General features: G+C 71.9%; 20 protein-coding genes. 4 read left to right on the forward strand and 16 right to left on the reverse strand.

Features of this window, described 5'->3' with window-relative positions; genetic code table 11:
- Nucleotides 1-416: 416 nt before the first annotated feature.
- Nucleotides 417-1,277, forward strand: coding sequence for an SAM-dependent methyltransferase (locus ACZ7D7_RS27585; protein ID WP_470827745.1), 861 nt, complete (start codon nucleotides 417-419; stop codon nucleotides 1,275-1,277).
- Nucleotides 1,278-1,443: 166 nt separating this feature from the next.
- Here the strand turns inward: ACZ7D7_RS27585 and ffh are convergent, their stop codons facing one another.
- The 5 genes from ffh to nsdA all read right to left on the reverse strand — a co-directional run bounded on the left by ffh (nucleotide 1,444) and on the right by nsdA (nucleotide 9,031).
- On the reverse strand, nucleotides 1,444-2,994 hold the full coding sequence (gene ffh / locus ACZ7D7_RS27590) for a signal recognition particle protein (protein ID WP_470827747.1): 1,551 nt from the start codon (nucleotides 2,992-2,994) through the stop codon (nucleotides 1,444-1,446).
- An 83-nt stretch (nucleotides 2,995-3,077) separates the two neighbouring features.
- Nucleotides 3,078-5,525: a [protein-PII] uridylyltransferase gene (locus ACZ7D7_RS27595; protein WP_470827748.1), complete on the reverse strand. Its 2,448-nt coding sequence runs from the start codon at nucleotides 5,523-5,525 to the stop codon at nucleotides 3,078-3,080.
- Between the two features lie 22 nt (nucleotides 5,526-5,547).
- Nucleotides 5,548-5,886, reverse strand: coding sequence for a P-II family nitrogen regulator (locus tag ACZ7D7_RS27600; RefSeq protein WP_003993253.1), 339 nt, complete (start codon nucleotides 5,884-5,886; stop codon nucleotides 5,548-5,550).
- Complete coding sequence (locus ACZ7D7_RS27605) at nucleotides 5,883-7,226, reverse strand: ammonium transporter (protein ID WP_470827749.1); 1,344 nt, start codon at nucleotides 7,224-7,226, stop codon at nucleotides 5,883-5,885. Before ACZ7D7_RS27605 ends, ACZ7D7_RS27600 begins: the two co-directional genes overlap by 4 nt.
- 329 nt (nucleotides 7,227-7,555) lie before the next feature.
- Complete coding sequence (gene nsdA, locus ACZ7D7_RS27610; RefSeq protein ID WP_470827751.1) at nucleotides 7,556-9,031, reverse strand: transcriptional repressor NsdA; 1,476 nt, start codon at nucleotides 9,029-9,031, stop codon at nucleotides 7,556-7,558.
- 447 nt (nucleotides 9,032-9,478) lie between these two features.
- On the opposite strand from nsdA, the gene ACZ7D7_RS27615 reads away from it, so the two are divergent.
- Nucleotides 9,479-10,144, forward strand: coding sequence for a bifunctional DNA primase/polymerase (locus ACZ7D7_RS27615; RefSeq protein ID WP_470827752.1), 666 nt, complete (start codon nucleotides 9,479-9,481; stop codon nucleotides 10,142-10,144).
- A gap of 106 nt (nucleotides 10,145-10,250) precedes the next feature.
- Here the strand turns inward: ACZ7D7_RS27615 and ftsY are convergent, their stop codons facing one another.
- The 5 genes from ftsY to ACZ7D7_RS27640 all read right to left on the reverse strand — a co-directional run bounded on the left by ftsY (nucleotide 10,251) and on the right by ACZ7D7_RS27640 (nucleotide 18,053).
- Nucleotides 10,251-11,447: a signal recognition particle-docking protein FtsY gene (ftsY, locus tag ACZ7D7_RS27620; RefSeq protein WP_470827753.1), complete on the reverse strand. Its 1,197-nt coding sequence runs from the start codon at nucleotides 11,445-11,447 to the stop codon at nucleotides 10,251-10,253.
- Between the two features lie 254 nt (nucleotides 11,448-11,701).
- Entirely contained in the window at nucleotides 11,702-13,120 is a 1,419-nt protein-coding gene (locus tag ACZ7D7_RS27625; RefSeq protein ID WP_470827754.1) for a sugar porter family MFS transporter, read from the reverse strand.
- A 228-nt stretch (nucleotides 13,121-13,348) separates the two neighbouring features.
- Nucleotides 13,349-16,939, reverse strand: a complete 3,591-nt coding sequence (gene smc / locus ACZ7D7_RS27630; protein WP_470827755.1) for a chromosome segregation protein SMC — start codon at nucleotides 16,937-16,939, stop codon at nucleotides 13,349-13,351.
- A 250-nt stretch (nucleotides 16,940-17,189) separates the two neighbouring features.
- The gene (locus ACZ7D7_RS27635; protein ID WP_029384211.1) at nucleotides 17,190-17,393 is read right to left on the reverse strand and encodes a hypothetical protein; all 204 of its coding nucleotides are present in this window, start codon (nucleotides 17,391-17,393) and stop codon (nucleotides 17,190-17,192) included.
- Between the two features lie 378 nt (nucleotides 17,394-17,771).
- Nucleotides 17,772-18,053 (reverse strand): acylphosphatase, encoded by a 282-nt coding sequence (locus tag ACZ7D7_RS27640; protein ID WP_470827757.1) that lies wholly within the window; start codon nucleotides 18,051-18,053, stop codon nucleotides 17,772-17,774.
- A 163-nt stretch (nucleotides 18,054-18,216) separates the two neighbouring features.
- On the opposite strand from ACZ7D7_RS27640, the gene ACZ7D7_RS27645 reads away from it, so the two are divergent.
- Both ACZ7D7_RS27645 and ACZ7D7_RS27650 read left to right on the forward strand, forming a co-directional pair.
- On the forward strand, nucleotides 18,217-19,344 hold the full coding sequence (locus tag ACZ7D7_RS27645) for a CAP domain-containing protein (protein ID WP_470827758.1): 1,128 nt from the start codon (nucleotides 18,217-18,219) through the stop codon (nucleotides 19,342-19,344).
- A gap of 73 nt (nucleotides 19,345-19,417) precedes the next feature.
- Entirely contained in the window at nucleotides 19,418-19,822 is a 405-nt protein-coding gene (locus tag ACZ7D7_RS27650; protein WP_470827759.1) for a winged helix-turn-helix transcriptional regulator, read from the forward strand.
- Here the strand turns inward: ACZ7D7_RS27650 and mutM are convergent.
- The 6 genes from mutM to coaD all read right to left on the reverse strand — a co-directional run bounded on the left by mutM (nucleotide 19,795) and on the right by coaD (nucleotide 24,287).
- Nucleotides 19,795-20,664: a bifunctional DNA-formamidopyrimidine glycosylase/DNA-(apurinic or apyrimidinic site) lyase gene (mutM, locus tag ACZ7D7_RS27655; RefSeq protein ID WP_470827761.1), complete on the reverse strand. Its 870-nt coding sequence runs from the start codon at nucleotides 20,662-20,664 to the stop codon at nucleotides 19,795-19,797. The two genes, ACZ7D7_RS27650 and mutM, sit on opposite strands and share 28 nt — an antisense overlap.
- A gap of 128 nt (nucleotides 20,665-20,792) precedes the next feature.
- Nucleotides 20,793-21,596 (reverse strand): ribonuclease III, encoded by an 804-nt coding sequence (rnc, locus tag ACZ7D7_RS27660; protein WP_470827918.1) that lies wholly within the window; start codon nucleotides 21,594-21,596, stop codon nucleotides 20,793-20,795.
- A gap of 19 nt (nucleotides 21,597-21,615) precedes the next feature.
- The gene (rpmF, locus tag ACZ7D7_RS27665; RefSeq protein ID WP_003951102.1) at nucleotides 21,616-21,789 is read right to left on the reverse strand and encodes a 50S ribosomal protein L32; all 174 of its coding nucleotides are present in this window, start codon (nucleotides 21,787-21,789) and stop codon (nucleotides 21,616-21,618) included.
- Nucleotides 21,790-21,791: 2 nt separating this feature from the next.
- Nucleotides 21,792-22,442, reverse strand: a complete 651-nt coding sequence (locus tag ACZ7D7_RS27670; RefSeq protein ID WP_470827763.1) for a YceD family protein — start codon at nucleotides 22,440-22,442, stop codon at nucleotides 21,792-21,794.
- Between the two features lie 162 nt (nucleotides 22,443-22,604).
- Nucleotides 22,605-23,708 (reverse strand): ATP synthase F0 subunit B, encoded by a 1,104-nt coding sequence (locus tag ACZ7D7_RS27675; protein ID WP_470827764.1) that lies wholly within the window; start codon nucleotides 23,706-23,708, stop codon nucleotides 22,605-22,607.
- Nucleotides 23,709-23,807: 99 nt separating this feature from the next.
- On the reverse strand, nucleotides 23,808-24,287 hold the full coding sequence (gene coaD, locus ACZ7D7_RS27680; RefSeq protein WP_470827920.1) for a pantetheine-phosphate adenylyltransferase: 480 nt from the start codon (nucleotides 24,285-24,287) through the stop codon (nucleotides 23,808-23,810).
- Nucleotides 24,288-24,297 lie beyond the last annotated feature (10 nt).

Raw genomic sequence — 24,297 nt, forward strand, 5'->3', positions numbered from 1 at the left:
TCTGCGGAGAAGCCTCGCAGCTCGTCACAAGACGGTACGTAGTTCAACATACGACCCACCATGTAGGCGGCGTCCGCGCCCCGGGGCGACCGCACTCCGCCGATGCGCAAGAGGTGATTCGGTCGCAGTGGCGCCGGAAGGGGCTCTCCTGACACAGCGCACGCGAGGACCGCGACGTTACCCGGTCCGTCCGCACCGTCCCGCACCGCCCCCCTGTGACGATCTTGGCCGGAACCGTCCAGGTTGCCGGAATGTGAAATCTCGCCCCTTTCCCACGGATTCAGCAAGCCGTGCCCCCGTTCCACTGGACGCGACGTCGTGTCCGGAGTTTCCTGGCTTACGGGGGACTGCGAGCGCATGGCACGGGGGCCGGTACATGGGCACAGCGGCAACTCTCGGCGGATTGGGGCGCTTTCATGACACGTACGCTCGTGCGGCAGCACCCGTGGCACGCGGGAGTGATACCCGGCGTGGACCCGCGTGCACGCGCGCGTGACTGGTCCGAGATCCAGGAGCGGATGCTGGTGCCGCTCTACGAGGCCGTCTACGAGCGACTCGACGTGGGCTCCGGCACGCGGCTCCTCGGCCTCGGCTGCGGTTCCGGGCTCGCTCTCCTCATGGCGGCCACGCGCGGCGCCGCGGTCACCGGCGTCGACTCCTCCTTCCCGGAACGGCTCGACCTCGCCAGGGAGCGGCTCCGGGCGGACGCGGGCGACGACGCACGCGCGCGTGGCGCGACCCGGGTCGTCGACGGCACGCCCCGGGACACGGCGGGCCCGCGGACGCCGGCGTACACGCTGGTGACGGCCTTCGAGCCCATCGGCTGCCTGGCGGGCGACTCCGAAGGGCTCGGCGAGCTGATCGAGGAGGCGACGCCGCTGGCCGCGCGCGGGACGCCCGTGGTGCTGGCCGGCTGGGGTCCGCCGGAGCGCTGCGCCACGTCGTCGGTGTTCCGGGTGGCCACGAAGCTGGCGGATCCGCTGCGCAGCGCGGGCAGCTGGCGCCCGGCGCTGCGCGACGACCTGGAGGAGGTCGCCCAGCGCGCCGGTCTGCGGCCGGACGGTTCGGGCCGGGTGTCCTGCCCCTTCGGGTACGCGGACGTGGACAGCGCGGTGCGGGGCCTGCTGTCGACGGGGCTGTTCGACGCGGCGATCGTCGCCACGGACCAGGAGCAGGTCGACAAGGAGCTGGCGGAGGCGCTGCACCCGTACCGGCGGCCGGACGGCACGGTGTGGATGCCGAACGTGTTCCGGTACCTCATCGCCCGGACCGCCTGAGCCACCGGCCGTCCGAGCCACCGGCCGGCCCGGTCGTCCGGGCCACGGCCGTCCGAGCCACAAGCCGCCTGAGCCCCGGCCGGCCCACCGGTCGGCCGCGGCCCGTACGCCACTGGGGGCGCTCCTCACAACGAGGGGCGCCCCCAGTGGCGTACGCGAAGGGCTGTCAGCGCATGAACTTCTTGAACTCGTCCGGCAGCTCGAAGTCCTGGGGGGTCTGCTGCGGCACGCCGAAGGCGTTGCCGCCCTGCGCGGCGGCGGCGCGGCGGGCGGCCTCCTCCTGCTCCTGCTGCTTGCGCTTCATCGGGTTGCCGGAGCGCTGCTTGCCCTTGGCCTTCTTCGGCTGCTTCTTGGAGCGGCCGGGACCGCCGCCCATGCCCGGCATGCCGGGCATCCCGGGCATGCCGCCGCCCTGGGCCATGCGGGACATCATCTTGCGGGCCTCGAAGAACCGCTCGACCAGGTTCTTCACGGCGCCGACCTCGACGCCGGAACCCTTGGCGATGCGGGCGCGCCGCGAGCCGTTGATGATCGTCGGGTCCTGGCGCTCGCCCGGCGTCATCGACTTGATGATCGCGGCCGTGCGGTCGACGTCCCGCTCGTCCAGGTTCTGGATCTGGTCCTTGATCTGGCCCATGCCCGGCAGCATCCCGAGGAGCTTCGAGATGGAGCCCATCTTCCTGACCTGCTCCATCTGGGCCAGGAAGTCGTCCAGGGTGAATTCCTGGCCCTTCTTGGACGCCAGCTTGGAGGCCATTTTCTCGGCCTCTTCCTGACTGAACGTCTTCTCCGCCTGCTCGATCAGGGTGAGCAGGTCACCCATGTCGAGGATGCGGGAGGCCATCCGGTCGGGGTGGAAGGCGTCGAACTCGTCGAGCTTCTCGCCGTTGGAGGCGAACATGATCGGCTTGCCGGTGACCGAGGCGATCGACAGGGCCGCACCGCCGCGCGCGTCACCGTCGAGCTTGGACAGCACCACGCCGTCGAAGCCGACGCCGTCGCGGAAGGCCTCCGCGGTGTTGACCGCGTCCTGACCGATCATCGCGTCGACGACGAACAGGATCTCGTCCGGGGAGACCGCGTCGCGGATGTCCGCGGCCTGCTGCATCATCTCCTGGTCGATGCCGAGGCGTCCGGCGGTGTCGACGATGACGATGTCGTGGACCTTGGACTTCGCGTGCTCGATGGAGTCCTTGGCGACCTTGACCGGGTCGCCGACGCCGTTGCCCGGCTCGGGGGCGTAGACGGCGACGCCGGCGCGCTCGGCGACGACGCTGAGCTGGTTGACGGCGTTGGGGCGCTGGAGGTCGCAGGCGACGAGCAGCGGCGAGTGGCCCTGCTCCTTCAGCCAGCGGCCGAGCTTGCCCGCGAGCGTGGTCTTACCGGCACCCTGGAGACCGGCCAGCATGATCACGGTCGGCGGCTGCTTGGCGAAGCGCAGCCGGCGCGTCTCGCCGCCGAGGATGGTCACCAGCTCGTCGTTGACGATCTTGATGAACTGCTGGGCGGGGTTGAGCGCCTTGGAGACCTCCGCGCCGAGGGCGCGTTCCTTCACGCTCTTGATGAAGGAGCGCACGACGGGCAGCGCCACATCCGCCTCGAGGAGCGCGATGCGGATGTCGCGCGCAGTGGCGTCGATGTCCGCTTCGGACAGCCGTCCCTTGCCGCGCAGGTTCCTGAAAGTCGCTGAAAGGCGATCGGAAAGAGTATCGAACACGGCGCTCGCGGTCCTCGGGGTCGGTGACAGGCGAATGAATCGCCCTCCAGGGTATCCCGGCCGTGCAAGTCACCGGGTCCGGCTCAGCCGCGCAGGGTCTCCTCCAGCTTCCGGGCGACGGCCGAGGCCTCGTCCGCGGGCAGCGGGGCGCCCTCCGGGCCCGTGACGTAGAAGGCGTCCACCGCGTTCGCCCCCAACGTACTCACGTGTGCGCTGCGCATCCGCACGCCGGCGTCCTCCAGGGCCCGCCCGATGCGGAACAGCAGCCCCGGCGCGTCCTGGGCGCGGACCTCGATGACCGTGGCGAGGCGGGAGGCGGCCGGGTGGACGGTGACGCGGGGCGGCGGGGCGACGACGCCCCGGCGGCGCGGGTAGGCGGCGTCGCGTTCGGCGAGGCGGCCGGCGATGTCCAGGGAGCCGTCCAGGGCGCGTACGAGGTCGGCGCGCAGCCGGGCGGCCTGCGGCAGGGAGCCGTACTCGGCGGCGACGCGCCAGTCCAGCAGGAGGACGGAGCCGTCGACGCCGTCGGGCAGGTCGACGGCACGCAGTTCCGCCGTCCGGACGGTGAGCCGGTGCATGGCGAGGACGCCGGCGACCGCGGGCAGCACGCCCGGCTGGTCGGGCACGGCGATGAGCAGTTCGACGCCGAGCGGCTCGGACTCGCCGGCGTGCTCCTCGGCCGGCGGCTCGGTCTGGGCGCGCAGGGCCAGTACGGGGCTGCCGGTGGCGACGGCCTCGATGGCGAGGCGTTCCTGCTCGGCGGTCGGCGCGGCGCCCTCCGGTTCGTCGGGGACGTCGCCGGCGAGGACGGCGGAGACGCGTTTGACCAGCTCGGTGACGAGGGAGCCGCGCCAGGACGACCAGGCGGCGGGGCCGGTGGCCAGGGCGTCGGCCTCGGTGAGGGCGTGCAGCAGTTCCAGGGTGCTCTGGGAGCCGACGGCGTCGGCGACGGAGCGGACGGTGGCCGGGTCCTCCAGGTCGCGCCGCGTGGCGGTGTCCACGAGCAGGAGGTGGTGGCGGACGAGGGCGGAGAGCACGGCGACGTCCGCGCGGTCGAAGCCGATGCGGGCGGCGACGTCCTTGGCGATGATCTCTCCGGCCACGGAGTGGTCGCCGGGCCAGCCCTTGCCGATGTCGTGCAGCAGCGCGGCGACCAGCAGCAGGTCGGGCCGGCTGACACGGCGGGTGAACTCGGAGGCGCGCACGGCGGTCTCGATGAGGTGCCGGTCGACGGTCCACACGTGCACGGCGTTGCGCTGCGGGCGGCAGCGGACCCGCTCCCAGTCGGGCAGCAGGCGGGTGATCAGTCCCTCGGCCTCCAGTGCCTCCCACACGTCGACGGTGGGGCGCCCGGAGCCGAGCAGGGTGACCAGCTGTTCGCGGGCCTCGGCGGGCCAGGGCGTCGGCAGCGGGCGCACGGTGGCGGCCAGGCGGCGCACGGCGTGCAGGGAGAGCGGCAGCCCGGCCTGCGCGGCGGCGGCCGCGGCGCGCAGCGGGAGCACGGGGTCGCGTTCGGGGCGTGCGGCGCGGGCGAGCACCACCTCGCCGTCCTGTTCCACGACGCCCTCGGCGAGCGGTGAGCGCTCGGCCGGGGGCTTGCTCCCGCCGCCCAGCATGGCGCGCAGCCGCGGCCGTACGGAACGGGAGCGCAGCACGCGGCCGACTTCGCGCCAGGTGACGTCGCTGGCGTACGAGATGCGGCGGGCGGCCTCGTAGACCTGGCGCAGCAGGGTGTCGGCGTCGAGGAGGCCGAGTTCGGTGGCCACCTGGTCCTGCTCCTGGAGTGCGAGCCGGTCGGTGGCGCGTCCGGTGGTCAGGTGCAGCGCGTCGCGCACGTCGAGGAGGCGGCGCCGGGCGTCGGCGAGTCCCTCGCGCGGGGCGTCGGCGAGCCAGGAGGCGGCGACGGCGCGCAGGGCCGTGGCGTCGCGCAGTCCGCCGCGGGCCTCCTTGAGGTCGGGTTCGAGCAGGTACTGGAGTTCGCCCTGGCGTTCGGCGCGCTCGGCGCACAGTTCCTGGAGTTCGGGCAGGCGTTTGGGCGCCTGGTTGCGCCAGTCGGCGAGGACGGCGGTACGCAGTGCGGCGGTGAACCCGAGGTCGCCGGCGAGGTGCCGGGCGTCGAGGAGGCCGAGCTGGGCCTTGAGGTCCTCGGCGGCCGTCCTGCGGGCCTCGGCGGGGGTCCGTACGGAGTGGTCGAGGTCGAGGCCGAGGTCCCACACGGGGTACCAGAGGCGGTCGGCGAGGGCGGCGACGGCCTTGGGGTCGCTGCCGTCGTGCAGCAGGAGCAGGTCGAGGTCGCTGCGCGGAGACAGCTCGCCGCGGCCGTAGCCGCCGACGGCGACCAGACTGGCGCCGCGCAGTGGCCCGACGGCCGCGGCGAACAGGCCGGCCAGCCACTCGTCGGTCAGTTCGGCGAGGGCCGCACGGCGCGGCGGCCCGGACCGCGCCCCCTCGGTGAGGAGGCGCAGCCGGGCCGCCGCGTAGCCGCTGGGTCCCGAGTCCTCTGCTTCATTGCGCACGTCCGTGCTCGTCACCCAGCGACTCCTGTTCCGTTGCCTACAGCGCGTCCGGGCCGCGCTCGCCGGTCCGGACGCGGACGGCGGTGTCGACCGGGATGGACCACACCTTGCCGTCACCGATCTTGCCGGTACGGGCCGCCTTGACAACGACGTCGATCAGTTGCTCGGCGTCGTCGTCCTCGACGAGCACCTCGATGCGGATCTTGGGGACGAGGTCGACGGTGTACTCGGCGCCGCGGTAGACCTCGGTGTGTCCCCGCTGCCGACCGTAGCCGCTGGCCTCGGTGACCGTCAGGCCGTGCACGCCGAAGGCCTGGAGGGCTTCCTTGATCTCGTCGAGCCGGTGGGGCTTGACGACGGCGGTGATGAGCTTCATGCGTCCACCTTCTTGCTCTCGGCGGCGACGGGGGCGGGGGCGGCGGTCCGGGCGGCGGTGCCTCCGCCGGCGCCGCTGAAGTCGTATGCGGTCTCGGCGTGCTCGGCCTGGTCGATGCCGGCGACCTCTTCGTCCTCGGTGACGCGCATGCCGATGGTCTTGTCGAGGAGGAAGGCGAGGATCGCGGAGACGACCAGGGAGTAGGCGAGGACGCCGAAGACGCCGGCGCACTGCTTCCAGAACTGGTCGAGGCCACCGCCGTAGAAGAGGCCCGCGACGTCGGACTGGCCCTTGCCGGTGGCGAAGAAGCCGATGAGCAGGGAGCCGAGGATGCCGCCGACGAGGTGGACGCCGACGACGTCGAGGGAGTCGTCGTAGCCGAACTTGTACTTCAGGCCGACCGCCATGGCGCACAGCACACCGGCGATGACGCCGACCGCGATGGCGCCGAGCGGTGAGACCGCGCCGCCGGCGGGGGTGATGGCGACGAGGCCGGCGACCGCGCCGGAGGCGGCGCCCAGCGTGGTGAACGCGCCGTGGCGGATCTTCTCGTAGGCGAGCCAGCCGAGGACGGCGGCGGCGGTGGCGACCTGCGTGTTGACGAACATCAGCGCGCCGACGCCGTCGTCGTTGCCGAGCCACGAGCCGGCGTTGAAGCCGAACCAGCCGAACCACAGCAGACCGGCGCCGAGCATGACCAGCGGCAGGCTGTGCGGGCGCATCGGGTCCTTCTTGAAGCCGACGCGCTTGCCGATCACCAGGATGACGCCGAGGGCGGCGGCACCGGCGTTGATGTGGACGGCCGTGCCGCCGGCGAAGTCGATGACGCCGAGTTCGAAGGCCCAGCCGCCGGCGCCCCACACCCAGTGCGCGACCGGGAAGTAGACGACCGTGGCCCACAGGGCGACGAACAGCGCCCAGGCCGTGAACTTGACGCGGTCCGCGAGGGCGCCGCTGATGAGGGCGGGGGTGAGGACCGCGAACATCAGCTGGAAGACCAGGAAGACGAAGACGGGGATGGTGTATCCGTCCCACAGTTCCGTCAGGCCGATGTTGCTGAGGCCGACCCAGTCGGAGTTCCAGCCGACGATGCTGCCGGAGTCCGTGCCGAACGCCATGGAGAAGCCGTACAGCACCCACAGGACGGTGACGATCCCCAGGCTGATGAAGCTCATCATCAGCATGTTCAGGGTGCTTTTGACGCGGACCATGCCTCCGTAGAAGAAGGCCAGGCCCGGGGTCATGAGCATCACCAGGGCGGAACAGATGAGCATGAAGCCTGTGTTGGCGGACGACAGCGTGGGTGCGTCCGCCGCAAGCGTGATGGCGGCTGATGCCATCGGCGTCTCCTCGTCATTGGTACGGCCCCGTGCGGGCGAAGCCTGAGCGGATTGAGGGGTGGGCCGGTTATGCGCCATGAGATTGGCGCAGCGCCGTTTCGGTGGAAGCCCCTCGTTGTTTCGCCGCCGTGACGAAGGCGCCGCGGGTGTTACGCGTCGATGAACTGCCTGATCTCGGTTCGCCGGATCGTTATCGTGGCGCAACCTTCGTTCGAAGGTGCGCGCCGGGGGACGCGAACCGGCCGCGGCCGGCCTTCCGATGACCTGGCGTGGGGGGAGCCGAGTCGGGCAGTTCGGGAGGGCCGGCCGCGGCCGGGGTCAGTGGGGGGTCAGACCGCTTCGGCGGTCTCGGGCAGCTCGACGGCGAGCCGCTCCGTGAGGTCCACGACGTCGGCGAGGTCACCGAAGTCGCGCGCGGCCGTGTCGACCGTCTTTCGGATACGAGTGTTGACGCGCTCGGAGCGCACCTTTTTGGCCTCTTCCATGGCCCGCTGGGCGAGGACGGCGCTCTGCTCGGGCTCGCGCTGGAGGAGGTGCACGGTGGCCATGCCGATCAGGTTCAGCGCGTACGACCGCTGGTGCTCGCCGTCCTGCGCGAACAGCTCCACGGCCCGCCGCATCAGGGGCTCGGCCAGGGAGGCGTAGGTGGGGCTGCGGCCGGCGACGTAGGCGAGGTCGCGGAAGGAGTGGGAGTTCTCGCCGTACAGCTCGGCCTCGGAGAAGAAGCGGATCCAGTCGGGGTCCGGCTCGTCCCACTCGTCGGCCTCGGTGAAGGTCTCCTCGGCCATCCGGACGGCCCGCTTGCACTTACCGGGCTGGCCCATGTTGGCGTAGGCGCGGGCCTCCATCGCATACAGCATCGACTGGGTGCGCGGGCTCGCGCAGTCCCGGCTGCCGTACTGCGCGAGGTGGATGAGTTCCAGGGCGTCGTCGGGCCGGCCGAGATGGATCATCTGGCGGCTCATGCTGGACAGGATGTACGAGCCGAGCGGCCGGTCGCCCGCTTCCTTGGCGGCGTGCAGCGCGAGGACGAAGTACTTCTGGGCGGTGGGCTGGAGCCCGATGTCGTACGACATCCAGCCCGCCAGCTCGGCCAGTTCGGCGGCGACCTTGAACAGTTTGCGGGTGGTCTGCGCGGGCTGGGGCTCCTGGAGGAGGTCGGTGACCTCGTGCAGTTGGCCCACGACGGCCTTGCGGCGCAGTCCGCCTCCGCACTGCGCGTCCCACTGCCGGAACATCACCGTGGTCGTCTCCAGCAGGTCCAGCTCCGGCTTGGAGAGCCTGCCTCGGGCGCGGTCGGCGGGCTCCGGGCGGATTTCCTGCACCGGGCCGGGGGGCGCGGGGACGAGCCAGCGCTGCATGGGCTCGATGAGGGACGGTCCGGCGGACAGGGCGAGCGAACTGCCGAGGAAGCCGCGCCACGCCAGCATCAGGTGGCTGCGCGAGAACTCGCTGAGGTGGGCCACGGTCTGCGGGCCCGTCCAGGGCAGGTCGACGCCGGTCGCGGAGGGCGGCCGGCGGACGCTGCGCAGGCCGAGGTCCTCGACGGAGACGACGACGCCGAAGCGCTCGGAGAACAGCTCGGACAGGATCCTGGGGATGGGTTCGCGGGGGTTCTCGCCGTCCAGCCAGCGGCGCACGCGCGAGGTGTCCGTGGAGATGTGGTTGGCGCCCAACTGACGTGCCCGGCGGTTGACTTGGCGGGCCAGTTCGCCCTTGGACCAGCCGCTGCGGACGAACCACGAGGTGAGCAGCTCATTGGGGCGCTTGTCCGCGTTCGTCGCGTTACCGCCGTTGCCGCTCACTGGAACGCCCCCATCCCTGAGACCACTGTGCCGTCGAGTGCGCCAAGCCCTATCAGAATGCCGGTGATCGGGGCCTCCCGTCCGCCAGTTGTCACCCTTCGAACGGAAAGCCGCATTGCCCGCGGCATACCCAGAAAGGCATGTGCCCCCTGGCCTCGTGCACCCAAAGTAATCCTACGATCACGCACCCAGCCACGGCGAACCCGGAAACGCCACCATTCGCCACCCCTTCGAATGAACTCACCCCGGCCGGTGTCCGATTCACTTGACATAGGACAGCCAGAAGTGGGTGGAGCGGTGCGCCGAGGGGCGCGCGCCGTCGAACGCGCCACCCCGGACACCCCGAGGCGCCGCCTGAATCGCGCGGCACTGGGGAGTTCGAAGACAGAGAGTCACGATCCGCGTCCGTTTCGTAACCACCGGTGCGTCGGACCCGTTGGAGGGGGCATGGGCTTCACGATCGGCAGCAGTCGGGGCATTCGTGACATCCGGTCCGGCGCGCGCCGCCGCGGTCGCTCCTCGGAGTGCACCGCCGTGGCCGAGTTCACCGGGCTGTGGGGCTGGGACGTGGTGCCGGGCACGCGCGCCGCCGCGGGCGCCTGCTCCTGCGGCCGCGCCGACTGCCGGGCGCCCGGCGCGCACCCCCTGGACGTCGCCGCGGAGGTCCCCGCGGGGGCCACGCTGGACGAGGTGAGCCGGACCTGGTCGGCCTTCCCCGGCGCCTCGGTGCTGCTGCCGGTGGGCCGGACCTTCGACGTGATCGAGGTCGCCGAGTCGGCCGGGCGCCGCGCGCTGGCCCGGCTGGAGCGCATGGGTCTGCCGCTGGGCCCGGTCATCGCCACACCCGAGGGCCGCGCCCACTTCTTCGTCGCCCCCGGCGCCGCCGGCCATCTGCCCGACCTGCTCTACCGGATGGGCTGGGACGACCCGGCCGCCCTTGACCTGCGCGGCCTCGGCCCCGGCACGTACGTCACGGCCCCGCCGTCGGACCGCGGCGGGCGCGGACCGGCGCGCTGGCTGCGCTCCCCCGGCCTGGACTCGGCGTCGAAACCCCCGGCGGCGCGGCTGCTGCTGGGCACGCTGGCGTACGTGGCGCACCGGTCGCGGGCGTAACGTCCGGCGCGCCCCCGCGCCCCGCGTTCACGACGAAGCGCCCGTCCCCGGAGGTGTCCCCGGGAGCGGGCGCTTCTCGTCGTCTGCGGTTTCCGGAGGCGGTGGTTCACTCTCCGAGGAGCGCGTCGACGAACGCCTCCGGCTCGAACGGCGCCAGGTCGTCGGCGCCCTCGCCGAGGCCCACGAGCTTGACGGGCACGCCGAGTTCGCGCTGCACGGCGACGACGATGCCGCCCTTGGCGGTGCCGTCCAGCTTGGTGAGCACGATGCCGGTGATGTCCACGACCTCGGCGAAGACCCGGGCCTGGACCAGGCCGTTCTGGCCGGTGGTCGCGTCCAGCACGAGCAGCACCTCGTCCAGCGGGGCCTGCTTCTCCACGACGCGCTTGACCTTGCCGAGCTCGTCCATGAGGCCGGTCTTGGTGTGGAGACGGCCGGCGGTGTCGATGAGGACGACGTCCGCGCCGATGTCCTTGCCCTCCTTGACCGCGTCGAAGGCGACGGAGGCGGGGTCGCCCGCCTCCGTGCCCCGCACGGTGTGGGCGCCGACCCGCTCGCCCCAGGTCTGGAGCTGGTCGGCGGCGGCGGCGCGGAAGGTGTCGGCGGCGCCGAGGACGACGCTGCGGCCGTCGGCCACCAGGACGCGGGCGAGCTTGCCGGTGGTGGTGGTCTTGCCGGTGCCGTTGACGCCGACGACCATCACGATGCCCGGTCCCCCGCCGGGGGGCTCGGTCTTGACCTCGCGGTCCATGTCGGGGCCGACGAGGGTGATCAGCTCCTCGCGCAGCAGGGCGCGCAGGTCCTGCGGGGTGCGGGTGCCGAGCACCTTGACCCGCTCGCGCAGCCGCTCGACGAGTTCCTGGGTGGGCTGCACGCCGACGTCGGCGGTGAGCAGCGTGTCCTCGATCTCCTCCCAGGTGTCCTCGTCCAGGTGCTCACGGGACAGCAGCGTGAGCAGGCCCTTGCCGAGGGCGTTCTGGGAGCGGGACAGGCGGGCGCGCAGCCGGACCAGCCGGCCTGCGGTGGGCTCGGGGACCTCGATCGGAGGGGCCGGGAGCTCCTCCTCGACGGCGATGGTCGCGCCGCCGCCCGGCAGGTCCACCTCCTCTATGGTCCGGCGCGGTTCTTCCCGCGGGGTCTCGGCCTCGTCGCCGACGTGGGGTTCGGCCGGCGGGGCGGTGATGTCGGGGGCGGCGGGCGGCGGCGGGGGCAGCGTCTTCTTCCGGCGGCTGCCGACGATGAGCCCGCCGAGCGCGCCGATCACGACCACGGCGATGACTACAGCAAGGATGACGATTTCCATAACCCGACCAGTATCGGCCATGGGCCCCTCGCGTCACCTCGTGCGCGCCGTGCGGCACGAGCAGGGGCGGGGGCGGGGCGTGCGCGCGGCACGAGCGGCCGGCGTGCGCGCCGGGCGGGGTCACCGGGCGGGATGCCCGCCGGACGCACCGCCGCCCCGGTCCGGCGGGATCCGGGCCGGGGCGGCGGACGGTGCGAGGAGAGGGGCGGCGGGGACTTGGCCCGTCTCCTCGGGTTCGGGTGCCGCTACGGGCGTCAGCCCATCTCCTCCAGCGCCTTGCCCTTCGTCTCCTTGACGAACTTGAGGACGAACGGGATGGAGAGCGCGGCGAAGACGGTGTAGATCACGTAGGTGACGGACAGGTTCCAGTCGGCCAGCGACGGGAAGCTCGCGGTGATGGCCCAGTTGGCGATCCACTGCGCGGCGGCGGCCACACCGAGGGCGGCGGCGCGGATCCGGTTCGGGAACATCTCGCCGAGCATGACCCAGACGACGACACCCCACGACAGGGCGAAGAAGAGCACGAACACGTGGGCGGCGACGAGGGCGACCCAGCCCTGCGTCTCCGGCAGCTTGCCGCCGATCAGGTCGTGGGAGAACGCCCAGGCCTCCAGCGCGAGGCCGAGCACCATGCCGACGGAGCCGATGATGGCGAGCGGGCGGCGGCCGATGCGGTCCACGAAGATCATCGCGATGACGGTGCCGACGATGTTGATGATCGACGTGGTGAAGGAGTAGAAGAACGAGTCCGTCGGGTCGACGCCGACCGACTGCCACAGCGTCGAGGAGTAGTAGAACGCGACGTTGATGCCGACGAACTGCTGGAAGACCGACAGGCCGATGCCGACCCAGACGATCGGCTTGAAGAAGAAGCTGCCGCCGAGCAGGTCCTTGAAGGACGACTTGTGCTCGCTCTTCATCGCGTTCTCGATCTCGGCGACGCGCGCGTCGAGGTCGATCTTCGTGCCCTCGACCTCGCCGAGGATCTCGCGGGCGCGCTCGTGCTTGCCGACGGAGATCAGGAAGCGGGGGGACTCGGGGATGGCGAAGGACAGCAGGCCGTAGAGGACGGCCGGGACGACCATGACGCCGAGCATGACCTGCCAGGCCTCCAGGCCCATCAGCTCACCGCGCTGGTCGCCGTCGGCGGCGTTCAGCAGGCCCCAGTTGACGAGCTGGGAGACGGCGATGCCGACGACGATCGCGGCCTGCTGGAAGGAGCCGAGCCGGCCGCGGTAGGCGGGCGGGGCGACCTCGGCGATGTACGCCGGGCCGATCACGGAGGCCATGCCGATGGCGAAGCCGCCGACGACGCGCCAGAAGGCGAGGTCCCACAGCGAGAAGGGCAGGGCCGAGCCGACGGCGCTGACGGTGAAGAGGACCGCGGCGATCTGCATGCACCGGATGCGGCCGATGCGGTCGGCTATGCGGCCGGCGGTCGCGGCGCCGACGGCACACCCGATCAGGGCGATGGCGATGACCTGGGCCAGCGCCGCTGAGCCGATGTCGTAACGGTCCCGGATGGCCTCGACGGCGCCGTTGATCACGGAGCTGTCGTAACCGAAGAGGAAACCGCCCATCGCGGCCGCCGCCGCGATGAAGATGACGTGCCCGAGATGTTCGGGATGAGCCGTCCTGGCTCCTGACTTGGGTGCCTGCGCTGTGCTGGTCACGTGTAACTCCTCGGGCCCCGGCAACGCTGCCGGATGGGGGTCAGCCCTTCCAGGTGCCACCTGAGGTACCTGAAGGTAAAAGCAACGTTGCAGAGACTATGCCTTCAAGTTTCGAAGTCAATAGGTGTTGTCCTGTGAGTTTCAAGGCGTGAGTGACCTAGGTGTGTTCACTTCTTGAAGAAGATTTGAACAGAGCGGCTCCCGGAGCCGATCTCGGGAGGCGAGGCCTCAGCGCAGCCGCTGGCTGATGACCTTGGACACACCGTCGCCCTGCATGGAGACGCCGTACAGCGCGTCGGCGACCTCCATCGTGCGCTTCTGGTGCGTGATCACGATGAGCTGCGAGGCCTCCTGCAGCTCCTGCATGATCCGGATGAGCCGCTGGAGGTTGGTGTCGTCGAGCGCGGCCTCGACCTCGTCCATGACGTAGAACGGGCTGGGCCGGGCCTTGAAGATCGACACGAGCATCGCCACCGCGGTCAGCGACCGCTCGCCGCCGGACAGCAGCGACAGCCGCTTGACCTTCTTGCCCGGCGGACGCGCCTCGACGTCGACGCCCGTGGTGAGCATGTTGTCGGGGTCGGTCAGCACCAGGCGCCCCTCGCCGCCCGGGAAGAGCCGCGAGAAGACGCCCTCGAACTCGCGGGCGGTGTCCCGGAACGCCTCGGTGAAGACCTGCTCGACGCGCTCGTCGACCTCCTTCACCACCTGCAACAGGTCGGCCCGCGTCTTCTTCAGGTCCTCCAGCTGCTCACTGAGGAACTTGTGCCGTTCCTCCAGCGCCGCGAACTCCTCGAGGGCCAGCGGGTTGACCTTGCCGAGCTGCTGGTAGGCGCGCTCGGCGGCCTTCAGCCGCTTCTCCTGCTCGGCGCGTACGAAGGGCCTCGGCCGGTTGCGCGGGTGCTCGGGGTCCTCCGGCAGTTCCTCGCCCTCGGCGGGGGGCGAGGGCGGCACGAGCTGCTGCGGGCCGTACTCGGCCACCAGCCCCGCCGGCTCGACACCCAGTTCCTCCAGCGCCTTCGTCTCCAGCTGCTCGATCCGCAGCCGCTTCTCGGCGCCGAGTACCTCCCCGCGGTGCACCGAATCCGTCAACTTGTCGAGTTCCGCCTTGAGATCGCGTCCCAGCGCGCGGGCCTGGCCGAGTTCCTGCTCGCGCAGGGCCTTGGCGGCCTCGGCGGCGGCACGTTCCTGCTCGGCGCGGGCGACGGAGACCTCGACGTGCGCGAGGAGCTGGCGGGCACCGGAGGCGACGGCCTCGGCGACGGCGGCCTCGTGGCGCAGCCGGGCCCTGCGCTGCTCGGCACGCGCGCGTGCCTCACGTTCGGCGCGGGCGGCCCGGTCCAGAGAGTCGGCCCGCCCGGCGAGCCCCTTCACGCGTTCCTCGTGCGTACGGACCTGGAGACGGGCCTCCATCTCGGTCTGGCGGGCGTTGGCGCCGTCGGCGGACAGCCGGTCGCGCACGGAGGTGTCCGGCTCCTCCTCGATCGGCATCTCCTCGGCGACGGCGAGCCGCTCGGCGAGTTCCTCGGCGTCCTGCAGGGCCTTGTCCAGCGCCTCCTGCGCGCGTGCCGCGGCGGCCGTGGACCGCTCGGCCTCGCCGGCCGCGCCCCGGGCCTGTCCCGCGAGCCGGCCGAGCTGCTGGGCGACGGAGGACTTCTCCCGGTCGGCGGCCCGGCGCCGCTCCCCCAGTTCCTCGACGAGCGCCGCGCACTCCTTGCGCCGCTCGGCGGCGGCGTACTGCGCCTCGGTCAGTTCCTCGCACCTGACCGCCAGCTCCTCCAGCTCGGCGGCGGCCTCGTCCACGGAGGCCTGCACCTCCAGCAGGCTGGGCGCCCCGGCGGACCCGCCGTGCGCGAAGTGCGCGCCCAGCAGATCGCCCTCGGCGGTCACGGCGGTCAGGTCGGGGCGGGCGTAGACGATGTCCTCGGCGTCCTCCAGGGTGCCGACGACGACGATGCCGCGCAGCAGGCGGCGTACGGCGGGCATCAGCTCGGCGGGGCCGCGCACCAGGTCGGCGGCGGGGCGTGCCGTCCCGGGCCGGCCATCGGGCGCGCCGGCGCCGTGGCCGGTCGGCTCCGGCGCCGTACCGGGCTCCTCCGGCGCTCCCGCGAGCAGGAGCGACGCGCGTCCCGCGTCCTGCTTGCGCAGCAGCCGGATCGCCTCCGCCGCGGCGGCCGGTGACGTCACCGCGAGCGCGTCGGCCGCCGCGCCGAACGCCGCCGCCAGCGGGACCTCGTACCCGGGCGTCACCGTCAGCAGTTCCGCCGCCGGGCCCAGCAGGCCGGTGAGCCGGTCGCGCGCGCCGAGCAGGGCGCCGGTGCCGTCCTTGCGGCGCAGGCCCATGGCGAGGGCGTCGTGGCGGGCCTGCGTCGCGGCGCGTTCGCGTTCGGCGGCGGTGACGGCCTCGCGGGCGGCGGTGTGGGCGGCCTCCGCCTCGGCGAGCCGCGCCTTGGCGGCGTCGTGCCGCTCGGCGAGTTCCTGGTCGCCGGCGTCCAGGTGGTCGACCTCGGCCTGGAGGGCCTCGTACTCCTCCTGCGCGGCGACGGCCCGCTCCCGGGCCTCGTCGCGGGCGGCGGCGAGGCGCTCGATCTCGGCGTGGGCGGCGGCCGCACGGGACCGGGCGGCGCCGACCTGGCCGCGGAGCCTGGCCAGTCCCTCGCGGCGGTCGGCGATGGCGCGGGCCACGTCCTTCAGCCGGCGTTCCTCGGCGGCCAGTTCGCGTTCCAGGTCGGCGCGGTGGGCGACGGTGTCCTCCAGGGCGCGCTGGGCCGCCTCCAGGGCCGCCTCCAGCTCGGCCTCCTGCTCGCGGACGCGGGCGGCCTCGCGCTCCATGTCCTCGGGGTCGCGCCCGCGCCGCTCCTCGGGCGGGGCGGAGGTGGCGCTCTTCACGCGCGCGTCGGCGAGCGAGATCGTGCCGCGCACCCGTTCGGCGAGCTGGGACAGCTCGTACCAGGTCTGCTGGGCGCGCTGGAGGCGCGGTGCGAGCCGGCGGACCTCGTCCTCCAGCAGGGCCTCGCGCTGCTGGGCCTTCCTCAGCTCCTGCTCGGCGGCTTCCTTGCGCTCCTTGAGGGCGGCCTCGTCGGCGACCTCGGCCTGAAGCGCCTCCCGCAGCCGTACGAGGTCGTCGGCGAGGAGGCGCAGCCGGGCATCGCGGAGGTCGGCCTGGATGACGGCGGCCCTGCGCGCGACGGCGGCCTGGCGGCCGAGGGGCTTGAGCTGGCGCCGCAGTTCGTCCGTGAGGTCCTGCACGCGCGCGAGGTTGGCCTGCATCGCGTCCAGCTTCCGCAGCGCCTTCTCCTTGCGCTTGCGGTGCTTGAGGACTCCGGCGGCCTCCTCGATGAAGGCGCGGCGGCCCATCGGGTCGGCGTGCAGGACGGAGTCGAGCTGGCCCTGGCCGACGATGACGTGCATCTCGCGGCCGATGCCGGAGTCGGACAGCAGTTCCTGGATGTCGAGGAGGCGGCAGGTGTCGCCGTTGATCTGGTACTCGCTGCCGCCGTTGCGGAACATGATCCGCGTGATGGTGACCTCGGCGTACTCGATGGGCAGCGCCCCGTCGGAGTTGTCGATGGTCAGCGACACCTCGGCCCGGCCGAGCGGCGGGCGGCCGGTGGTGCCGGCGAAGATGACGTCCTCCATCTTGCCGCCGCGCAGCGACTTGGCGCCCTGTTCGCCCATGACCCAGCTGAGGGCGTCCACGACGTTGGACTTGCCCGAGCCGTTGGGCCCGACGACGCACGTGATGCCCGGTTCGAACCGGAGCGTGGTCGCCGAGGCGAACGACTTGAACCCGCGGAGGGTCAGGGCCTTGAGGTGCACGCCCGTGGACTTTACCGGCCGAGGTTGTCCCACTCCATGAACCCGCGGTTTCACCGGTGAACGCGCAGGGCACATCAGACGTTAAAGACGGTGAAAGGATGCGCGGGGCAAGGAAAGCCACCGAAGAGGGCGTCGGACCGGCCGGAGGCAAGAAAGAAGGGACGCCGAAGCGTCCCTTGCAACTCTGAGAACTCAGCGGTTTGTGACGGGCGGCCCGACCACTGCTGCTGTTCGTGGAGCGGTGCAGCGATCAGGTCAGCGCAGGCTCCGCCTGGTGTGCGTCAACGCTCTCCATGATCCTGTCGTGAGAAGCGGCAGCCGCCAGGGCGTCGTTCTCGGCCTGGATCCGTACGAGTTCGGATTCGAGGTCCTGGACGCGCTGCTGCAGCCGTCGCATCTCGGCGAGGAGTCGAGGGTCGGAGCCGCCGACGTAACCGAGAAGCGCCTTTGCCATGATGGATGGTCCTCCACAATGAGTGACCGACCGAAGCGGTGTGGGTCGTGAGGGATTCGCACCCGCGGTGCTTGGCACATATGGACTTGTGGTGCCGTTCTTCCATGCCAAACAGCTAGGGTGCGCGGGGCTTTCAGCGTCTCACCAAAAAGTTTGACGGTCAACACGATCACGCCCCGTATTGGCGGCAACCCGGGGGCGCGCGGCCCGGACGGGCGGCGCGGCGACTCCTGCGGGGCGCTCAGGGCGTGGCGATCATCTTTGCCGGTGGAGCCTGCCACGGCAAGCGCTTCTTGGCAACCACCAGGGATTTCTCTCTCCGGCGGGCCCCGGCGGCACCGTCGTTCGCCGCTGGGAGGGCCGCCCCGGGGCGCGGGATCAGCGGATGGCGAAGCCGTCGTAGCCGCCGCGGGGTGTGTCCCAGATCTCTGTCACTCCGTCCACGCGGCCGGGCGTGTCGTCGCCGCCGAGCCAGTCGAGGAGCGCCTCGCACTGCTTGCGGGGGCCCTCCGCGACGACCTGGACCCGCCCGTCCTGCAAATTGAGAGCAAAACCACTCAGGCCCCCGAGTTCGAGCGCCTTGGCCCGCGTGAACCAGCGGAAACCCACGCCTTGGACGCGTCCGCGCACCCAGGCAACCAGTCGTGCATCCTCGCTCATGGGTGCAACCTAACCGGCCAATGTCTCTTCCGGCACTTCCTCCCCGGGCGCCATGCGGTACCGTCCCCACCCAAACGAAAGTCACATGAAACTCACTCGATCGTGTGAGTTTGGTGTTGATCGCGAGGACGAGTTCGACCGCGAGGACGAGGAAGGCCAGGACATGGGACGCCACCGACGCTCCGCCGCCGGCCGCGCCGCCACGGGCCGCGCCGCGGAGGGCACGCAGCCGGACGGCCGCCAGGGACACCACGAGGCACCGGACTCGTCGGGGGCCGACACCCCGGCCATGGGGATCGCCCCCTATCTGAACCCCGAGGCGTACGCCGAGACCTACGCGAAGACCGAGGCCTTCCTCTACGCGACGGACGACGACTACACCCCGGCCTCGGGCACCCGCCCGTTCCCTCCCGAGGGCTACACGGGCGACGGCGACCGGCCCGACGGCGGTGCCGAGCGCGCCGGGTCGCACCGGCGCCGCAAGAGGAAGGCCGCGCCGGTCCGCGCCGGCCTGCTGGGCGTGTCGGCCGCCGTCGCGCTCGGCACGGTCGCGGTGGCCACGGGCGCCGTCCCGGGCCTGGACGACTACCGCATCGGCGGTGGCTCCGGGGCCGGCGAGAAGGTGCAGGCCGCGGACTCGCCGACGAGCACGCCGAGCGAGCAGGGCGGCACCTCCGGCTCCGCCGAGAACCGTGACGGCGGCCCGGCCGGCCGCGACGCCGACCGCTCGACCTCTCCGTCGGCCTCGGCGTCCCCGTCACCGTCCGCCTCCACGTCCTCGGCCCCGCCGAAGACCGAGGAGCCGTCGAAGAAGCCGAAGACCACGCCGAGCAAGAAGCCGCAGCCGGCGCCGCCCACACGCGAGGCCACGAAGGCCCCGGAGCGCCCCACCGCGCCGGTCACCGTGTCCGAGGAGGCCGCCGCCGCTGCCCAGGTGCTCAAGCTGGTCAACGACGAGCGGGCCCGGGCCGGGTGCAGCCCCGTCGCCGCGAACAGCGCGCTGAGCGAGCTGGCCGCGGACTTCAGCGAGGACATGGCCAAGCGGGGCTTCTTCGACCACACCGACCCCAGCGGCGCCACGCCCTGGGACCGGGCGGAGAAGGCCGGCATCGGCAACCTCGGCGGCGAGAACATCGCCCGCGGCCAGGCCGACGCCGAGGCCGTCATGGAGGCCTGGATGAACAGCCCCGGCCACCGCGCGAACATCCTGAACTGCGACTTCACGACCCTGGGCGTGGGTGTGCACATGGCCCCGGGCGGCCCGTGGTGGACGCAGAACTTCGGCTACTGAACCGGCGGGACCGGCGCTGTCCCCCGGACGGCGCCACCTGCCGGTTGGCGCCGCGGTCGCCTACGCTGGAGGCATGACCACCACGCAGGAGGAGCGCACGCCGGAGCAGGATCTGCCGTACGACGTGTTCTCCAAGGCGTGCCCCTCGCGCGGCACGCTGGAGCACATCACGGGTCGCTGGGGCGCGCTCACCCTGGGCGCGCTGTCCGAGGGGTCCCTCCGTTTCAACGCGCTGCGCCGCCGGGTCGACGGCGTGAGCGAGAAGATGCTCTCCCAGACGCTGCACGCCCTGGAGCGCGACGGCCTGGTGCACCGCGAGGCGCAGCCGGTCAATCCGCCCCGCGTGGACTACGAACTCACCCCGCTCGGCCGCGAGGTCGCCGCGCGCCTGCTGTCCCTCATTCACTTCCTGGAGGGCAGCATGGACGAGGTGCTGGCGGCCCGTGAGCGTTACGACGCCACGCGCGGCGGGCGCTGACACCTCGGGCAGAAGTAGCTGGACCGGTTCATCCACGGGCGCCGGCGCATCGGCGTTCCGCACCGGCGGCACGGCTCGCCCTCCCGGCCGTAGGCGTCGAGGGAGCGGTCGAAGTAGCCCGACTCGCCGTTGACGTTGACGTAGAGGCTGTCGAAGCTGGTGCCGCCCACGGCGAGGGCCGCGTTCATGACGTCCCGGACGTGGCCGAGGAGTTCCCGGGTCCGCGGGCGCGTGAGGGTGGAGGTGGGGCGCTCGTAGTGCAGGCGGGCGCGCCACAGCGCCTCGTCCGCGTAGATGTTGCCGACTCCGCTGATCAGGGACTGGTCGAGCAGGGCCCGTTTGATGGTGGACCGGCGGCGGCGCAGCGCCTGGTGGAACGCCTCGTCGTCGAAGAGCGGGTCCAGGGGGTCGCGGGCGATGTGCGCGATGACGTCGGGCAGGCCCTCGGGTGTCGTCTCGTGCAGCGAGAGCCCGCCGAAGGTGCGCTGGTCGACGAAGCGCAGCTCGGTGTCCCGGTCGTCGGTGAAGCGGACGCGGATGCGCAGGTGCTTCTCGTCGGGCGCCGACCGCGGCTGGACCAGCAGCTGCCCGCTCATGCCGAGGTGGGCGAGGATCGCCTGTCCGGTGACGCCGGTGCCCTCCAGCGGCAGCCACAGGTACTTGCCGCGCCTGCTGGGCATGCCGATGCGGTGGCCCCTGAGGCGGTGCGCGAAGTCCTCGGCGCCCGCGAGATGGCGGCGCACGGCACGCGGGTGCAGGACGTCGGCCTCGGCGACGGTCCGGTGGGCGACCCACCGTTCGAGGCCGCGCCGGACGACCTCCACCTCGGGCAACTCGGGCATGGGCTCCCCCGTAGGCCGTGGATGAGAGATGAGAGAGAAGAGAGGAGGGATGTGGGAGGCGGGGACCGGGAGACGAGCCGAGCGCCCGCCCCGGTGTGGTGGGGCGGGCGCTCGGATACCGCTGTCGGTCAGGCGGAGGCCGACGGGGCGTCGGCGCTCTCAGGAGCCTCGGCAGACTCGGCGGCGGCGGCCTCGGCCTCCTTGGCGCGCTCGTCCGCCGCGGCCCGGATGGACCGCCACGCGGACTCGGCGGCCTGCTGCTCCGCCTCCTTCTTGCTGCGGCCGGTGCCGGTGCCGTACGAGACGCCTCCGACGCGGGCGGCAGCAGTGAAGGTCTTCTCGTGGTCGGGGCCGGTCTCCGTGACCAGGTACTCGGGCACGCCGAGTCCTTCGGTCGCGGTGAGCTCCTGGAGACTGGTCTTCCAGTCCAGGCCGGCTCCGAGGTTCGAGGACTTCTCGATCAGCGGGTCGAACAGGCGGTGCACCAGCTCCGCCGCCGATTCCAGCCCCTGGTCGAGGTAGACCGCGCCGATCACCGCTTCCAGGGTGTCGGCGAGGATGGATGCCTTGTCCCGGCCGCCCGTGCCCTCTTCACCGCGGCCCAGCCGGATGAAGGAGCCCAGGTCGAGACCGCGACCGACCTCCGCCAGCGCACGCGAATTGACCACCGCGGCCCGCAACTTGGCCAGCTGGCCCTCGGGCAGGTCGGGGTGGGTGCGATACAGCGTGTCGGTGACCACGAGTCCGAGTACGGAGTCCCCGAGGAACTCCAGACGCTCGTTCGTGGGCAGACCGCCGTTCTCGTACGCGTACGAACGGTGGGTCAGTGCTCGCACCAGAAGGGCGGACTCGACCTGATAGCCGAGCCGCCCTTCCAGAAGCGTGTGGGACGAGGCCTGGTTGTCCGCCTGCTGCTTCTTGGGCGTGGACACAGTGCCTCTCACCAGCCGCTCAGACCTCGAGGACCTGGCGCTTGTTGTAGGTGCCGCAAGACGGGCACGCGATGTGCTGCTGCTTGGGCTCGTGGCAGCGCTCGCACGCAACCAGGGTGGGGACCGCAGCCTTCCACTGCGACCGGCGGTGGCGCGTGTTGCTGCGCGACATCTTCCGCTTCGGAACAGCCACGGCTACTTCTCCTGCTTCTCGTCGACGCCCGCTTCCGCTTCGGCGCCGCTCATCTCGTCCTTCTCGCCGTCCTTCATGGTGCCGGCGAGTCCCTGCAATGCCGCCCAACGGATGTCGACGGCGTCATGGTGGTGGTCCGGGTCGTCCGCGAGGCGCACGCCGCACTCGGCGCACAGCCCTGGGCAGTCTTCCCGGCACACCGGCTGCATCGGCAGTGCGAGCACCACCGCATCGCGCAGCACGGGTTCGAGGTCGAACAGGCCGTCCTCGATGAAGAGCCTGTCCTCGTCTTCCTCGGCGTCGTCGGCCGGCTCCGCCTTGGGGCGGCCCCGGTCGTCGGCGTCAGGGTACGAGAACATCTCCTGGAAGTCCGCTTCGAGCTGCTGCCCAAGCGGCTCCAGACACCTTACGCACTCCCCCTCGGCCCGTGCACGGGCGGTGCCTGTGACGAGCACCCCTTCCATGACGGACTCCAGGCGGAGGTCGAGCTCCACCGGGGCGCCTTCCGGCACTCCGATGACGTCCTTGAGACCGAGGTCCTTGGGGGCGTCGACCGTACGGGACAGGCGCTGCAGCGCACCAGGCCGCCGACCCAGCTCGTGCGTGTCGAACACGAGGGGGTTGCGGTGGTCGAGGCGGGCGTTCAGAGCCATTCCTGCTTTCGATCTTCCGAGCTCTCGGGGCGCCGCCCTTCGGTACTCCCGGGCAGCGTTGATCGCGGACGTACGCGCGACCGAAGAGCCAGGATACTGGACCTTTCGCTCTCGGCCCAATCCGGTGTGCCCGGGGCCGCGCGCACCGGCCGCCGCACGGCCTCAGCCGTTGCCGCGGCCCTGCTCGTAGGCCCGCAACTGCTCGGCGCTGATCATGCTGGTGTCGAAGAGGCTGGTCTCGTCCAGGGCCTGCGGCGGCGCCGGCGGCTGGGGCGGCTGCGGCGGGACGTAGGCCTGCTGCCCGGCCTGGTGCGGGTCGTAGCCGCCCTGCTGGGCGTCGTAGGCCTGCTGGTAGCCGTAGGGGTCGGGCTGGGCGGTCTGCTGGTAGCCGTAGGCGTCCTGCTGCGCGCCGTCGTACTGCTGCTGGTAGCCGCCGCCGTACGGGTCCGGCTGCGCGGGCTGCTGATAGCCGTACGCCGGCTGGGGCGGTGGCTGCGGCGCCGTGTACTCGGGCTGCCGGCGGGGCTGCTCCTCCGCCGCGGCCGGCTCGGCGATGCCCGCGAGGCCGGCGAGGTAGTCGGCGTCGCTGGTGTGCTGGACGGTGCTGGTGTCGTCGGCGAGGGCGCCGAGGTCGTCGCTGGCGATCCGGCCGTGCAGCTTCTGCCGGCCGCGTCCGACGGCCTCCAGGGTCTTGGCGAGGACCGCCTCGAAGGCGCCGAGCTTGACGTCGACGTACTCGTCGGCGGTGCGGCGCAGCGTCTCCGGGTCGTGGCTGCGCTCGGGGGCGTCGTCGTCCGCGTAGCCCTGCTCGTCGAGGCCGGGGCCGGTGCCGAGCAGCTTCTCGCGGCCTCGGCCGACGGAGCCGAGGGTCTTGGTGAGGACGACCTCGAAGTTGGCGAGCTTGGAGTCGACGTAGTCGTCGGCCTCGGCGCGGATCTCCTCGGCCTCCTTGCGGGCCTCGGCGAGGATCCGGTCGGCCTCTGCCTGGGAGCGGCGGGCGATCTCGGTGCCGGCGATCAGGGAGGTGCGTTCGGCGTGCGCGCTCTCGATGATCTGCTCGGCCTCCTGACGGGCCTGGGCGACCATCTGCTCCCGGTCGCCGATCAGCTCCTGCGCCTGGGCGAGGGAGCCGGGCAGGGCCGCGCGCACTTCTTCGAGCATCGAGAGCAGTTCGGCGCGGTTGACCACGCACGAGGCCGACATGGGCATCGACCGGGCACTGGAGACCGACGCGACGATCTCGTCGAGCTTCTTCTGCACGTCCACCGTGTGCTCGCCACTCTCTACAGCTGTGTTGGAGACGGACGGGACGACTGTACGGCCATGGGGCTGCCGGGGGACACCGAGTGACGGGTTGTCAGCCTGTCAGTCCCGGCGCAGCCGCTCGCCGAGCGCCGCCAGCACCTCCGGCGGCACCAGGTGGGAGACGTCGCCGCCCCACGCCGCGACCTCCTTGACCAGGGAGGACGACAGGAAGCTGTAGGTGGGGTTGGTGGGCACGAACAGCGTCTCGACGCCGGTCAGGCCGTTGTTCATCTGGGCCATCTGCAGCTCGTAGTCGAAGTCGCTGACGGCCCTGAGGCCCTTCACGATGGCCGGGATGTCGCGCTCCTTGCAGAAGTCGACGAGCAGGCCGTGGAAGGCCTCGACCCGGACGTTGGCGTAGTCGGCGGTGACGCGGCGGATCAGGTCGATCCGCTCGTCGATCTCGAACAGGCCCTTCTTGGACTTGTTGATCATCACCGCGACGTAGACCTCGTCGTACAGGCGGGAGGCGCGGGCAATGATGTCGAGATGTCCGTTGGTGATCGGGTCGAACGACCCGGGACAGACGGCGCGGCGCACTTGTGATCCC

The sequence above is a fragment of the Streptomyces sp. NPDC037054 genome, from assembly GCF_055606745.1.

Excerpts from the sequence above, each read along its gene's own strand:
- ACZ7D7_RS27585 (WP_470827745.1), top strand. The coding sequence starts at position 417 with ATGACACGTACGCTCGTGCGGCAGCACCCGTGGCACGCGGGAGTGATA.
- ACZ7D7_RS27600 (WP_003993253.1), bottom strand. The coding sequence starts at position 5,886 with ATGAAGCTCATCACCGCCGTCGTCAAGCCCCACCGGCTCGACGAGATC.
- ACZ7D7_RS27605 (WP_470827749.1), bottom strand. The coding sequence starts at position 7,226 with ATGGCATCAGCCGCCATCACGCTTGCGGCGGACGCACCCACGCTGTCG.
- ACZ7D7_RS27615 (WP_470827752.1), top strand. The coding sequence starts at position 9,479 with ATGGGCTTCACGATCGGCAGCAGTCGGGGCATTCGTGACATCCGGTCC.
- ftsY (WP_470827753.1), bottom strand. The coding sequence starts at position 11,447 with ATGGAAATCGTCATCCTTGCTGTAGTCATCGCCGTGGTCGTGATCGGC.
- ACZ7D7_RS27635 (WP_029384211.1), bottom strand. The coding sequence starts at position 17,393 with ATGGCAAAGGCGCTTCTCGGTTACGTCGGCGGCTCCGACCCTCGACTC.
- ACZ7D7_RS27640 (WP_470827757.1), bottom strand. The coding sequence starts at position 18,053 with ATGAGCGAGGATGCACGACTGGTTGCCTGGGTGCGCGGACGCGTCCAA.
- ACZ7D7_RS27645 (WP_470827758.1), top strand. The coding sequence starts at position 18,217 with ATGGGACGCCACCGACGCTCCGCCGCCGGCCGCGCCGCCACGGGCCGC.
- ACZ7D7_RS27650 (WP_470827759.1), top strand. The coding sequence starts at position 19,418 with ATGACCACCACGCAGGAGGAGCGCACGCCGGAGCAGGATCTGCCGTAC.
- mutM (WP_470827761.1), bottom strand. The coding sequence starts at position 20,664 with ATGCCCGAGTTGCCCGAGGTGGAGGTCGTCCGGCGCGGCCTCGAACGG.
- ACZ7D7_RS27670 (WP_470827763.1), bottom strand. The coding sequence starts at position 22,442 with ATGGCTCTGAACGCCCGCCTCGACCACCGCAACCCCCTCGTGTTCGAC.